This window comes from Streptomyces sp. NPDC002463 (genome assembly GCF_042889835.1).
GTDB classification, from domain to species: Bacteria; Actinomycetota; Actinomycetes; order Streptomycetales; family Streptomycetaceae; genus Streptomyces; species Streptomyces nymphaeiformis.
The window spans coordinates 1-13,563 of record NZ_JBIARL010000014.1 but is presented as its reverse complement, the minus strand read 5'-3'; the positions used below and the strand labels follow the sequence as shown (position 1 = coordinate 13,563).

Below are 13,563 nucleotides of genomic sequence, written 5' to 3'. Positions count from 1 at the left end.
AGGCGGTATTGCGGGGCCCCGCACCCGGGCGTAGACCTGTCGGACGGACAGCGAAGCGCACGAAAGAGACGGGGCAGCGATGCGTACAACTCTTCGTCCACGCAAGGCCGCAGCGACCCTGACGGCGTTAGCCGCGCTGACCGCCCTCGCGGGCTGCGGAGACGACGGCGACACCACGAAGGGGCCGACACCCGACCTCTCCCTCAAGGGCGAGAAGATCGAGGTCGCCGCCGTCTGGACGGGCCCCGAGCAGGAGAACTTCGTCAAGGTCCTGAAGGAGTTCGAGAAGCGCACCGGCGCGACCGTCACCTTCGTGCCCGCGCAGGACCCGATCGTGAACTTCCTCGGTACGAAGATCGCCGGCGGTTCGCCGCCCGACGTGGCGATGCTCCCGCAGGTGGGCGCGATCCAGCAGGCCGCCGCCCAGAAGTGGCTGAAGCCGGTCGGCCCGGAGGCCAAGGCGGCGCTCGCGGCGAACTACTCGCGCGGCTGGCAGGACCTCGGCGCGGTGGACGGCACCCAGTACGGGGTCTACTTCAAGGCCGCCAACAAGTCCCTGGTCTGGTACAACACCGCCGTCTTCGACAACGCGGGCGCCGCCGAGCCGAAGACCTGGAAGGACTTCCTCGCCACCGCCGAGGCGGTCTCGGCCTCCGGCGTGACCCCGGTCTCGGTCGGCGGCGCGGACGGCTGGACCCTCACCGACTGGTTCGAGAACGTCTACCTCTCCCAGGCGGGCCCGGCCAGGTACGACCAGCTGGCGAAGCACGAGATCAAGTGGACGGACCCGTCCGTCGCCGCCGCCCTGAAGACCCTCGCCGAGCTCTTCGGCAAGCCGTCGCTGATCGCGGGCGGTTCGGCCGGCGCGCTGCAGACGGAGTACCCGGCCTCGGTCACGCAGACCTTCACCGGCGGCGACCAGCCCAAGGGCGCGATGGTCTTCGAGGGCGACTTCGCCGCGGTCAACATCGCGCAGACGAAGGCGGAGATCGGGAAGGACGCGAAGGTCTTCCCGTTCCCCAAGGCGGGCGACACGTCCCCGGTGGTGACGGCGGGCGACGCGGCCGTGGCCCTGAAGGACACCAAGGGCGCGCAGGCGCTGCTCGCCTTCCTCGCCTCCCCGGACGCGGCGAGGATCTGGGCGGCCGAGGGCGGGTTCCTCTCCCCCAACAAGAGCCTGGCCCCGGCGGCGTACCCGAACGACGTCCAGCGCGAGATCGCCAAGGCGCTCATCGACGCCGGTGACGACTTCCGCTTCGACATGTCCGACCAGATGCCGCAGTCGTTCGGCGGGACGCCCGGCAAGGGCGAGTGGAAGGCGCTCCAGGACTTCCTGAAGAACCCGAAGGACATCGCCGGGACCCAGGCGCGCCTGGAGGCCGACGCGGCGAAGGCGTACAAGGCCTCCTCGAAGGGCTGACGCCCCCATGCCACGCATCACCAGAAGGAGCAGGGTGGTCGCGGCGGGGTTCCTGCTCCCCGCACTGCTCCTGCTCGGCGCGCTCGTCGTCTACCCGATCGGGTACTCCGTCCGGCGTTCGCTCTTCGACCGTTCCGGCGGCACCTTCGTCGGCCTCGACAACTACCTCGCGCTCGCCACCGACGACTCCCTCCGCACCGCCGTCCGCAACAACCTGGTCTGGCTGGTGGTGGCCCCGGCGGTCGCCACCGCGCTCGGTCTGATCTTCGCGGTGCTCACCGAACGGGTGCGCTGGGGGACGGCGTTCAAGCTCGTCGTCTTCATGCCGATGGCGATCTCGATGCTGGCCGCCGGGATCATCTTCCGGCTGGTGTACGAGCAGGACCCGGACCGTGGCGTCGCCAACGCGGTCTGGGTCGGGGTCCACGACACCTTCGCCGAGGCCTCCGGCTTCCCCCGGGCCCGGCCGCTGCCCGTGCACCCGCTGAAGGCGGCGGGCGGCGGCGCGTACGAGACGAGGACGCCGGTACGGGCCGGGGTGCCCGTACTCCTCCCGCTGGTCGGGGTCGCGCCGGGGCGGATGCCGAAGGACGCCCGCCCCGCGCACGCCCCCGCGACGGCAGACGGGCAGATCACCGGAACCGCCTGGCTGGACTTCACCCGGGGCGGCGGCGGCAGGCCGAACGTCGTCGATCCGGGGGAGCTCGGCCTGAAGGGGCTGCGGATCGAGGCCGTACGGGACGGGAAGGTGGTCGCCGCGGTCACGGCGGCGGCCGACGGCAGCTTCGCCCTGCCCGCCGACCGCGCCGACGGAGCCGTACTCCGGCTGCCCGCGAGCAACTTCCGGGAGCAGTACGACGGCGTGGAGTGGCTGGGCCCCTCGCTCGTCACCCCGGCCGTGATCGGGGCGTACGTGTGGATGTGGGCCGGGTTCGCGATGGTCCTGATCGGCGCGGGGCTCGCGGCCGTGCCGCGCGAACTCCTGGAGGCGGCGCGGGTGGACGGGGCGAACGAGTGGCAGGTGTTCCGGCGGATCACGGTGCCGCTCCTGGCGCCGGTCCTCGTGGTCGTCCTCGTCACCCTGATGATCAACGTGCTGAAGGTCTTCGACCTGGTCTTCGTCATCGCGCCGGGCTCCGCGCAGGACGACGCGAACGTGCTCGCGCTCCAGCTGTACCGCTCGTCCTTCGGCACGGACGCGGATCTCGGGGTCGGTTCGGCCATCGCCGTCGTCCTGCTCCTTCTCGTGCTGCCGGTGATGGTGGTCAACATCCGCCGCATCCGAAGGGAGTCCCGCCGATGAAGGGCTTCGCCGCCCGCGTCGCCGCCCGTACGGCCGGGGGCGCCGTCCGGGTCTTCCTCCTGCTCGCCGGCCTGTTCTGGCTGCTGCCGACGGTCGGGCTGCTGCTCTCCTCGCTCCGCTCGCCGTCCGACATCGCGGCGAGCGGCTGGTGGCGGGTGTTCACGGCCCCGGCCCAGCTGACCACCGAGAACTACACCCGTCTCCTCGCGAACGACACGATCACGGGCTCGCTCCTCTCCACGGTCCTGATCACCGTCCCGGCCACGCTCCTGGTCCTCCTCATCGGCTCGCTCGCCGGTTACGCCTTCGCGTGGCTGGAGTTCCCGGGCCGGGACTGGTGGTTCCTGGGCGTGGTGGCGCTGCTCGTGGTGCCGGTGCAGGTGGCCCTGGTCCCGGTGTCGAAGCTGTTCGGGGCGGTGGGGCTGTTCGAGACGACGGCGGGGGTGGTCCTCTTCCACACGGCGTTCGGCCTGCCGTTCGCGATCTTCCTGCTGCGGAACTTCTTCGCGGAGATCCCGCGCGAGCTCCTGGAGGCGGCGCGGCTCGACGGGGCGGGTGAGATCCGGCTGTTCACGCGCGTGGTGCTGCCGCTCGGCGGTCCGGCGATCGCCTCGCTGGGGATCTTCCAGTTCCTGTGGGTGTGGAACGACATGCTGATCGCGCTGATCTTCGCGGACTCGCAGTCGCCGCCGATCACGGTGGCGCTCCAGCAGCAGGTCCGGCAGTTCGGCAACAACGTCGACGTGCTCGCGCCGGGGGCGTTCGTGTCGATGGTGGTGCCGCTGGTGGTGTTCTTCGCGTTCCAGCGGCAGTTCACGTCGGGCGTGATGGCGGGCGCGGTGAAGTAGCCCGGGTCACGCGCGCAGCGCCGCGACCGCCGAGCGCGCGAGTTCGTCCAGGTACCCCTTGGGCAGGGGCGTGCGGACGACGACGAGGCGCCAGTAGAGCGGGCCGACGGCCAGGTCGAGGGCCTTGCCCGGGTCGGCGCCCTCGGGGAGTTCGCCGCGCGCGACGGCCTCGCGGACGATCTGGGTCATGACGCCCTGCTGCCCGTCGAGCAGCACGGCCTTGACGGTCTCGGCGATCTCGGGGTGCCGGGCGGCCTCGACGAGCAGGTCCGGGATGACCTGCGAGGCGACCGGGTGGCGCAGGGCGTGCGAGGCGACTTCGAGGAGGGCGCGCACGTCCCCGTAGAGGGAGCCGCTGGCGGGTGCCGGCAGGCCCTGGGCGGCGAAGGCGCCGACGAGGTCGAGGACGAGGGAGAGCTTGGACTTCCAGCGTCGGTAGACGGCCGTCTTGCCGACTCCCGCGCGGCGCGCGATGCCCTCGATGGACATCCGGGCGTAGCCGACGGCCGCAAGCTCCTCGAAGACGGCGGCGCGGATGGCCTCGGTCACGTCCTCGCGGAGTACGGCGGCTCCGGCGGGGGCGCGGCGGGGGGTCGGATCGGTCATGAACGGCATCCTAACCAACCGCGATATCCCGGGGTCGTTGCGACGATACGGTTGCGTTCCGTCGTGCGAGGGCTCTAACCTCCCCGTAGCGACGATACGGACCCGTTCCATCGCCGACGGCAGCACGCGCCCCCGCACCCCTCGTCGAAAGCGCCCGCCCGTGACCACGACCCTGGCCCCCGCCGTACCCCAGCAGCAGGCTCCGCCCGCCGCCGAGGACCTCGCCGCCCTCGCCCGCCGCCACGGCCTGAGCGTCAGCGGCGCCCGCCCCTCGCTCCCCGTCTACGTGCGGGAGCTCTGGTCCCGCCGCGACTTCATCACCGCCTTCGCGACGGCCCGCCTCACCTCCCAGTTCAGCCAGGCGCGCCTCGGCCAGGTCTGGCAGGTGATGACCCCGCTGCTCAATGCGGCCGTGTACTACCTGATCTTCGGCATCGTGATGAACGCGAAGAACGGCGTGCCCGACTACGTGCCCTTCCTGATCACGGGCATCTTCGTGTGGACCTTCACCGCCAACACGGTCCAGGCCGGCACCCGCGCGATCAGCGGCAACCTGGGCCTGGTCCGCGCCCTGCACTTCCCCCGCGCGAGCCTGCCGATCTCGCTCGCGTTCCAGCAGCTCCAGCAGCTGCTCTTCTCGCTCGCCGCACTCGTCGTCATGCTGGCCTGCTTCGGCGAGTTCCCCACCTGGAGCTGGCTGCTCGCCGTCCCGGCGCTGTTCCTCCAGTCGCTGTTCAGCACGGGCGTGGCGCTCGTGCTGGCCCGGCTCGCCGCCCGCACCCCGGACATCAGCCAGCTGATGCCGTTCGTGCTCCGCACCTGGATGTACGCCTCGGGCGCCATGTTCTCGATCCAGAACCTGGCGGGCAGCGGGCGCTTCCCGGAGGCCGTGGTGATCGCGCTCCAGTACAACCCGGCGGCGCTCTACATCGACCTCATGCGCTTCGCGCTGATCGAGAGCTTCACCGCCGCGCAGCTGCCGCCGCACGTGTGGGCGCTGGCGGCGGGCTGGGCCGTGCTCGCCTTCGCGGGCGGTTTCGTCTGGTTCTGGAAGGCGGAGGAGACGTACGGCCGTGGCTGAGTCGACGAGGAAGCCCACCGTCGTGGCGGACGGCGTCCACATCACGTACACCGTCCACGGCGGGCGCCCCGGCGGCCGGGGCGCCGCCACCGCCGCCCTCGGCCGGATGCTGCACCGGCGCAAGGCCCCGGCCGGCCGCGAGGTGCACGCCGTGAAGGGCGTCAGCTTCGTCGCGTACCGGGGCGAGGCAATTGGCCTGATCGGTTCGAACGGATCTGGGAAATCCACCCTCCTGAAGGCCGTCGCGGGGGTCCAGCCCGTGGACCGGGGCCGGATCTACACCCATGGCCAGCCCTCCCTCCTCGGCGTGAACGCGGCTCTGATGAGCGATCTGACCGGTGAGCGGAACGTGATCCTGGGCGGCCTCGCGATGGGCATGAGCCGTACGGAGATCCGCGAGCGCTACGACGGGATCGTCGACTTCTCCGGCATCAACGAGAAGGACGACGCGATCTCCCGCCCGATGCGGACGTACTCCTCCGGGATGGGCGCCCGGCTGCGCTTCTCCATCGCCGCCGCAAAGAGCCATGACGTGCTGCTCATCGACGAGGCCCTGTCGACCGGCGACGCGCGCTTCCGCCACCGCAGCCGGCAGCGGATCGACGAACTGCGGGCGGAGGCCGGAACGGTCTTCCTGGTCAGCCACTCGAACTCCACCATCACGGAGACCTGCGAGCGGGCGCTGTGGCTGGAGGCGGGGACGCTGCTGATGGACGGGCCGGCGAAGGAGGTGGTGGCGGCATACGAGGAGTTCACGGCCAAGCCGGGGCCGAAGAAACCGAATTAAAGGGACATCGCGGTCTAAAGTGCGGTGGGATGACGACCGATCACCCCCAGTCACCCCGCGACTCCACGGGCGACACCCCGCCCCGCTCCGGAAGCGAACCCCCCACGCTCACCGGGTCCCCCTTCGACTCGGACACCTTCACCTCCGCCACCTTCGTCGCCGTCGGCCGCGGCCCCCTCCTCGCCCTCGCCGCCGCCTGGTTCCTCAGCCGGGCCGGCATGCTCCTGCTGCTCTCCCGCGACAACCTCGGCATCGGCGGGGTGGCCCGCGAGGTGGACCTCTACCAGCACTGGTACGGACAGTTCGCCTCCGGCACCTTCCCGCCCGGCGACGTCACCTGGCAGTACCCGCCCGGCGCGGGACTCGTGATCATGTCGCCGGGCATCCTCCCCTGGCTCACCTACTTCCAGGCCTTCGTCACCCTCACCCTCCTCGCCGACGCCGTCGTCACGCTCGCCCTCGCCCGCGCCGACAGCGCCCGCCTCACCCACGGCGCCTGGATCTGGGTCTGCGGCCTCCCGCTCCTCCTCCACCTCCCCCTCGCCCGGTACGACGTCCAGACCACCGCCCTCGCCGTCCTCGCCCTGCTCGCCCTGAACGCCCGCCGCACCGCCGCCCACCAGCTCGGCGGGGCGCTCGCCGGGATCGGCGCCATGGTCAAGGTGTGGCCCGCGCTCGCCCTGATCGGCACGCCCCGGGGCCGTACCACCCGCGAGGCCTGGACCGCCGCCGCCGTCACCGCCCTCGCACTCCTCGCCACCCTGGCGCTGTTCTTCTCCGAGTCCCTCGGCTTCCTGCGCCAGCAGGGCAGCCGCGGCATCCAGATCGAATCCCTGTGGGGCACGGCCCTCGCGACGGCCCACGCCGCCGGCGCCTGGCCGGGCAGGGTCGAGTTCCGCTACGGCGCCTTCGAGTACGTCGGCCCGTACGTCTCCAGCCTCGGGCACCTCGCCCTGCTGCTCACCGTCATCGCCTTCGCCTGGCTGCTCCTGTGGCGGCTCCAGGCCCGCCGCTGGACCCCCGCCACCCCGTTCGACGCGGCTCTCGCCGCCGTGCTGCTCTTCACCGTCACCAGCCGGGTGATCAGCCCCCAGTACATGATCTGGCTGCTCGGCCTCGCCGCCGTCTGCCTGACCTCCCGCCACACCGTGATGCGGCCGGTCGCCCTGCTGCTCCTCCCGGCGGCCGCCCTCAGCTCCCTCGCGTACCCCGTCCTCTACGACGAGGTCTTCTACGGCACCGCCACCGGCGTGGCCGTCATGCTGCTCCGCAACGGCCTGCTCCTCGCGGCGGCCCTGCTCGCCGCCCGCCGCCTGTGGACCTCGACGGCGACACCCGTGAAGGAATGAGGAAGGGCCCCGCCGGAAAACCGGCGGGGCCCTTCCTCATGTCCTGTCTACGGCACTAGCTGTGCGAGCGGAGCAGCGTCCGCATCGTCCGCATCGCGACCGACAGGTTCGCCAGGTCGAAGGTGTCCGAGCCCTGGATCTCCTCCAGGGTCGTCCGCGCGCGGCCCAGGATCGCCGCGTTCTTCTCCTCCCAGGCCTTGAACCGCTCCTCGGGGCTCGTCGTGCCGTTGCCGACCGTCAGGACGTCGGCGGTCAGCGCCGCGTGCGCCGCGAAGAGGTCCTCGCGGATCGAGGCGCGGGCCATCGACTGCCACCGGTCGCTGCGCGGCAGCTCGATGATCCGGTCCATCAGGTCGGTGATCCGCAGCCGGTCGGCCAGGTCGTAGTAGACCTCGGCGACCGCGAGCGGCTCCTTGCCCATCCGGTCGGCGATCGCGACGACGTCGAGGATCGGGAAGGCGGAGGAGAAGCCGGCGACGCGCAGCGCGAGCTCCTCCGGCACGCCGACCTCGGTCAGCTCGTCCAGGATCGACTGGTACCACTCCAGGTCCGAGCCGCGCAGCAGGCCCGGCAGCTGCGTCCAGACCTCCTCGACCCGGTCCGCGAAGAACTCGATGGTCTCCGTGAGCTGGAGCGGCTGCGGCCGGTTGTTGAGCATCCAGCGCGTGCCGCGCTCGACGAGCCGGCGGGAGTGCAGTCGCATCTGGGTCTGGATCTCGGCCGGCACCCGGTTGTCGAGGGACTCGACGGCGTCCCAGACCTGGCCGAGGCGGAAGACGACCCGGGCTGCGGTCTGCGCGCGGACGATCTCCTCGATCGACGCGCCGGTCTCCTCGCGGAGGCGGTGCAGGAAGGTCGAGCCACCGGTGTTGACGGTGTCGTTGACCAGGACCGTCGTGATGATCTCGCGGCGCAGCGCGTGGTTGTCGACGGCCTCGGCGAACTTCTCGCGCAGCAGCGTCGGGAAGTACGCGTGGAGCAGCCCGCGCAGGTACGGGTCGTCCGGCAGCTCCGTACCGATCAGCTCGTCGGCCACCGTGATCTTGGTGTACGCGAGGAGGACGGCGAGCTCGGGCTGGCTCAGGCCCTTGCCGCCGTTGAGGAGGTCGCGGATCTGCCGGTCGTTGGGCAGGAACTCCAGGGAGCGGTCGAGGGCCCCGTCGCGGCCCAGGCGGCGCATGAACCGCTGGTGGGCGTGGAGCAGGGACGGCGACTGGGCGACGGCGTTGGCCAGGGCGGTGTTCTGCGCGTAGTTGTTGCGCAGGACGAGCGCGCCGACCTCGTCCGTCATCTCGGCGAGGATCTTGTTGCGCTGCTTGACGGTCATGTCGCCCTCGGCGACGAGCCCGTTGAGCAGGATCTTGATGTTGACCTCGTGGTCGGAGGTGTCGACGCCGGCGCTGTTGTCGATGGCGTCGGTGTTGACCTTGCCGCCCTGGCCCTCGGGGCCGCCGGTGCGGGCGAACTCGATGCGGCCCAGCTGGGTCGCGCCGAGGTTGCCGCCCTCGCCGATGACCTGGGCGCGGACGTCCTGGCCGTCGACGCGGATGGCGTCGTTGGCCTTGTCGCCGACGTCGGCGTTGGACTCGGCCGAGGACTTCACGTACGTGCCGATGCCGCCGTTCCACAGCAGGTCGACGGGCGACTGGAGGATCGCCTTCATCAGCTCGGCCGGGGTCAGCTTGGTGACGCCGGCCTCGATGCCGAGGGCGGCCCGCATCTGCGCGTTGACCGGGATGGACTTGGCGCTGCGGGGGTGGACGCCGCCGCCCGCCGAGAGCAGCGAGGTGTCGTAGTCCGCCCACGAGGAGCGCGGCAGGTCGAAGAGCCGGCGGCGCTCGGCGTACGAGGCGGCCGCGTCCGGGTTCGGGTCGATGAAGATGTGGCGGTGGTCGAAGGCGGCGACCAGGCGGATGTGCTCGGAGAGCAGCATGCCGTTGCCGAAGACGTCGCCGGACATGTCGCCGACGCCGACGACGGTGAAGTCCTCGGTCTGGGTGTCGTGGCCCAGCTCGCGGAAGTGCCGCTTGACGGACTCCCAGGCGCCGCGGGCGGTGATGCCCATGCCCTTGTGGTCGTAGCCGGCGGAGCCGCCGGAGGCGAAGGCGTCGCCGAGCCAGAAGCCGTACGACTCCGCGACGCCGTTGGCGATGTCGGAGAAGGTCGCGGTGCCCTTGTCGGCGGCGACCACGAGGTACGTGTCGTCCTCGTCGTGGCGGACCACGTCGACCGGCGGCACGACCTCGCCCGCGACCAGGTTGTCGGTGATGTCGAGGAGCGCCGAGATGAAGGTCTTGTACGAGGCGATGCCCTCGGCCAGCCAGGCGTCGCGGTCCACGGACGGGTCCGGGAGCTGCTTGGCGACGAAGCCGCCCTTGGCGCCGACCGGCACGATGACGGTGTTCTTCACCATCTGCGCCTTGACCAGGCCGAGGATCTCCGTACGGAAGTCCTCACGGCGGTCGGACCAGCGCAGACCGCCTCGGGCGACCTTGCCGAAGCGCAGGTGGACGCCCTCGACGCGCGGGGAGTACACCCAGATCTCGAAGGCCGGGCGCGGGGCCGGCAGGTCCGGGATGGCCTGCGGGTCGAACTTCATGGAGACGTAGGAGTGCGGCTCGCCGTCCGCCGACTTCTGGAAGAAGTTGGTCCGCAGCGTGGCCTTGATGACGGTGAGGAAGGACCGCAGGATCCGGTCCTCGTCCAGGCTCGCGACCTGGTCGAGGGCGGCGTCCAGCTCTTCCAGGAGCGCGTCGATCAGCTCGGTGCCGGCGCGCTGCCGCTCCGGGGCCATGCGGGCCTCGAAGAGGTTGACGAGCAGCCGGGTGGTGTGGACGTTGTCGCGGAGGGTGTCCTCCATGTAGTCCTGGCTGAACGTCGCCCCGGCCTGGCGCAGGTACTTGGCGTAGGCGCGCAGCACCATCGCCTCGCGCCAGTTGAGACCGGCGGAGAGGACGAGCGAGTTGAAGTTGTCGTTCTCGGCCTGGCCGGTCCAGGTGGCGGCGAAGGCCTCCTGGAAGCGCTCGCGGGCGTCGTCGCCGATGTAGTCGCCGCCGTTCCCGGTGGCGGCCGGCATCCGCAGACCGAAGTCGTAGATCCAGGCGTGGGTGCGGTCGGCGCAGCGCAGCTCGTACGGACGCTCGTCGGTCACCTCGACGCCGAGCCGGTTGAGGACCGGCAGGACGGCGGACAGGGAGATCTGGTCGCCCGTCTTGTAGATCTTGAAGCGGCGCTCGCCGGGGCCGGCGACGACCGGCTCGTACAGGGAGAGCGCGAAGTCCTTGCCGCTGCCGGCGAGGGCCTCCAGGTGGCAGAGGTCGGCGACGGCGGCGCGCGGCGAGTGGTCGGCCTTGTAGCCCTCGGGGAAGGCGTTGCCGTAGCGGCGCAGCAGCTCGGCGGCGCGCTCCTCGCCCAGCTCGGCGTTGAGCGCCTCGCCGAAGCCGTCGGCCCAGGAGCGGGTGGCCTCGACGAGCCGGCTCTCGATGCGGTCGACATCGGCGTCGGTCAGCTTCGCCAGCTCGGTGCCGGGCTGGACGCGGACGACGAAGTGCAGGCGGGAGAGGATCGACTCGGTGTTCCAGGCGGTGAAGTCGACGCTGGTGCCGTCGAGCTCCTCCTTCAGGATGTCGATGATCCGCAGCCGGACGCGGGTCGTGTAGCGGTCGCGCGGCAGGTAGACGAGGGCCGAGTAGTAGCGGCCGTACTCGTCCTGGCGCAGGTAGAGCCGCAGCCGGCGCCGCTCCTGGAGGTACAGGACGCTGGTGACGACGGACTGCAGCTGGTCGGCCGGGGTCTGGAAGAGCTCGTCGCGCGGGTAGGTCTCCAGGATCTGGAGCAGGTCGCGGCCGTCGTGGCTGTTGGGCGAGAAGCCGGCGCCGTCCAGGACCTCCTGGACCTTGCGCTTGACGACGGGGACGCGGCGGACGGACTCGGTGTAGGCCGCGGACGAGAAGAGGCCGAGGAAGCGGCGCTCGCCGATGACGTTGCCGTCGGTGTCGAACTTCTTCACACCGACGTAGTCGAGGTACGAGGGGCGGTGGACGGTCGCCCGGCTGTTGGCCTTCGTCAGGATCAGCAGCTTGTGCTCGCGCGCCTTGGCGCGGGCGTCGGCGGGCAGCCGGCTGAAGGAGGGCGAGACGGGGTGGGCGTGGTGGCCCTGGTCGTCGGCGCCGTGCTGCGGGTCGGAGCGCAGGATGCCGAGGCCGGTGCCGGGGATGGCGGACAGGGCGTCGCCGTTGACCAGCTCGTACTCGCGGTAGCCGAGGAAGGTGAAGTGGTCGTCGGCGAGCCAGCGCAGCAGCTCGCGGGCCTCCTCCACCTCGGTCGGCCGCAGGTCGGAGGCGGTGGGCTCGTCGGGCAGGCCGTCGGCGATGCGCAGGGCGGCATCGCGCATCTTCTCCCAGTCCTCGACCGTCTCGCGGACGTCGGACAGGACGCGCAGCAGGTCGTTGGTGATCTGCTTGAGGTCGGCCTTGTCGGTCTCGCGGTCGATCTCGACGTGGATCCAGGACTCGGTGAGCGCGTCGTGCGGCAGCTCGCCGTGGATCTGGGTCGAGAGGACCTCGATGAGCTTTCCGGCCACGTCACGGCGGACGAGGACCTGCGGGTGGATCACGACGTGGATGCCGCGGCCCTGGCGGGACAGCTCGTTGGTGACGGAGTCGACGAGGAAGGGCATGTCGTCGGTGACGACCTCGACGACGGAGTGGCTGCTGGTCCAGCCGTTCTCCTCCACCGTCGGAGTGTGGACGCGCACGTTCGCGGTGCCCTGCGGGCGGTTCTCCGCGAGCCGGTAGTGAGAGAGCGCGGCGCCGAACACGTCGACCGGGTCGCGGTCCGTGAGGTCCTCGGGCGCGGTGTGCAGGTAGTAGCGCTGGAGGTAGTCGAGCACGGTGTCCCGGTCCGGACGCTCACCGGCGCCTTCCGGGCCCGTCGGAAGTCGCCCTCCGACAGGGCTGTGCTCAGCTACCCGGGCGGCCCTCTCGAGCAGCTCGGCCTTTGCTTCGTCCAGCTTGGTCTGCATGTCCTCTGACTCCTGTCGCGCGCCGTTGCGTGACGTCGGTGGAAGAAAGGACACAACGCCACGACGCGGTGATTCCGGTCGAAGTCGACGTTATGCCCGGATGAGAGATGCCCAGGACGTTATCGGCCACGGAGCGTGGCACGCCCGGACGGAGAGGATCGAACGCACGGTCGACCCGGCCGCTGTCGCGGACCGGGCGGCAGCCGGGGGCTTCGCTGCCCCCACGGCGTATCGCGCTGATCACGGGAAAAGCCTATCGCCCCCGACCCCCGAACCGTCATGAGCCGTATGCGTACAAAAGAGCGGGGGAAGTTTGACGCTTTGGACAGCGACACATGACCTCTTGGTAAAGCGCCCCGCCGGCGGCACGGTGTACGCGAGCATGGGCGCAGCACGACGGACCGACCATCTGTGATCTGGGAGAGCCATGGCGAAGATCCTGATCGTGACCGGGGACGCGGCGGAGTCGCTGGAGGTGATGTACCCCTACCAGCGGCTTCTGGAGGAGGGCTACGAGGTCGACATCGCGGCCCCGGCCCGCAAGACGCTCCGCTTCGTCGTCCACGACTTCGAGCCGGGGTACGACACGTACACGGAGAAGCCGGGCTACACCTGGCCGGCCGACCTGGCCTTCTCGGAGGTCGACCCGGGCGCGTACGTGGCGGTGGTGATCCCGGGCGGCCGGGCGCCGGAGTACCTGCGCAACGACCCCGAGCTCCGCAAGATCCTCAAGGCCTTCTTCGACGCGGACAAGCCGGTGGCCCAGATCTGCCACGGCCCGCTCCTGACGGCGGCGGTCGGCAGCCTGGAGGGCCGCCGCGTCACGGCCTACCCGGCCCTGGAACTCGACATGCAGGCGGCGGGTGCGACCTTCCAGGACAGCGCGGCCGTGGTCGACGGCCTCCTGGTCTCCTCCCGGGCCTGGCCGGACCACCCCACCTGGATGCGCGAATTCCTGAAGGTCCTGCGCGCGAAGGGCTAGCACCGGCGGTGGGGGGGGGGGCCCCCCCGCCCCCCCCCCCGCCCGCCCCCCCCCCCCCCCCCCCCCCCCCCCCCCCCCCCGCCGGCACCCACCCCCCCCCCCCCCCCCCCCCCACACCCCACCCCCCCCCCCCCCCCCCCCCCCCCCCCCCCCAAACCCCCCCC

The 13,563-nt window shown here is 71.3% G+C and carries 9 protein-coding genes; 7 read left to right on the top strand and 2 right to left on the bottom strand.

Annotation, left to right across the window (positions count from 1 at the left end; translation table 11 throughout):
* Positions 1 to 79 precede the first annotated feature (79 nt).
* Genes ACFYX3_RS26625 through ACFYX3_RS26615 form a run of 3 tightly spaced genes read left to right on the top strand, consistent with a single transcriptional unit; the run spans position 80 to position 3,571 of the window.
* A complete protein-coding gene (locus ACFYX3_RS26625) occupies positions 80 to 1,420 on the top strand; it encodes an ABC transporter substrate-binding protein (protein WP_389018147.1) in 1,341 nt (446 codons plus the stop codon).
* 7 nt (positions 1,421 to 1,427) lie between these two features.
* The gene (locus tag ACFYX3_RS26620) at positions 1,428 to 2,723 is read left to right on the top strand and encodes a carbohydrate ABC transporter permease (RefSeq protein WP_389018144.1); all 1,296 of its coding nucleotides are present in this window, start codon (positions 1,428 to 1,430) and stop codon (positions 2,721 to 2,723) included.
* Positions 2,720 to 3,571: a carbohydrate ABC transporter permease gene (locus tag ACFYX3_RS26615; RefSeq protein ID WP_389018141.1), complete on the top strand. Its 852-nt coding sequence runs from the start codon at positions 2,720 to 2,722 to the stop codon at positions 3,569 to 3,571. Before ACFYX3_RS26620 ends, ACFYX3_RS26615 begins: the two co-directional genes overlap by 4 nt.
* 6 nt (positions 3,572 to 3,577) lie before the next feature.
* On the opposite strand, the gene ACFYX3_RS26610 is transcribed toward ACFYX3_RS26615, so the two are convergent.
* Positions 3,578 to 4,177, bottom strand: a complete 600-nt coding sequence (locus ACFYX3_RS26610; protein WP_376593508.1) for a TetR/AcrR family transcriptional regulator — start codon at positions 4,175 to 4,177, stop codon at positions 3,578 to 3,580.
* 160 nt (positions 4,178 to 4,337) lie between these two features.
* Here ACFYX3_RS26610 and ACFYX3_RS26605 point away from each other — a divergent pair, with 160 nt between their 5' ends.
* The 3 genes from ACFYX3_RS26605 to ACFYX3_RS26595 are packed head-to-tail and all read left to right on the top strand — an operon-like array spanning position 4,338 to position 7,394.
* On the top strand, positions 4,338 to 5,258 hold the full coding sequence (locus tag ACFYX3_RS26605; protein WP_382659051.1) for an ABC transporter permease: 921 nt from the start codon (positions 4,338 to 4,340) through the stop codon (positions 5,256 to 5,258).
* Complete coding sequence (locus ACFYX3_RS26600) at positions 5,251 to 6,045, top strand: ABC transporter ATP-binding protein (RefSeq protein ID WP_389018136.1); 795 nt, start codon at positions 5,251 to 5,253, stop codon at positions 6,043 to 6,045. The genes ACFYX3_RS26605 and ACFYX3_RS26600 overlap by 8 nt, the downstream gene beginning before the upstream one ends.
* Before the next feature lie 29 nt (positions 6,046 to 6,074).
* Entirely contained in the window at positions 6,075 to 7,394 is a 1,320-nt protein-coding gene (locus ACFYX3_RS26595; protein ID WP_389018133.1) for a glycosyltransferase 87 family protein, read from the top strand.
* A gap of 55 nt (positions 7,395 to 7,449) precedes the next feature.
* On the opposite strand, the gene ACFYX3_RS26590 is transcribed toward ACFYX3_RS26595, so the two are convergent.
* Complete coding sequence (locus ACFYX3_RS26590; protein ID WP_389018130.1) at positions 7,450 to 12,417, bottom strand: NAD-glutamate dehydrogenase; 4,968 nt, start codon at positions 12,415 to 12,417, stop codon at positions 7,450 to 7,452.
* 427 nt (positions 12,418 to 12,844) lie between these two features.
* On the opposite strand from ACFYX3_RS26590, the gene ACFYX3_RS26585 reads away from it, so the two are divergent.
* Complete coding sequence (locus tag ACFYX3_RS26585; RefSeq protein WP_376593518.1) at positions 12,845 to 13,399, top strand: DJ-1/PfpI family protein; 555 nt, start codon at positions 12,845 to 12,847, stop codon at positions 13,397 to 13,399.
* The last annotated feature ends 164 nt before the right edge of the window (positions 13,400 to 13,563 follow it).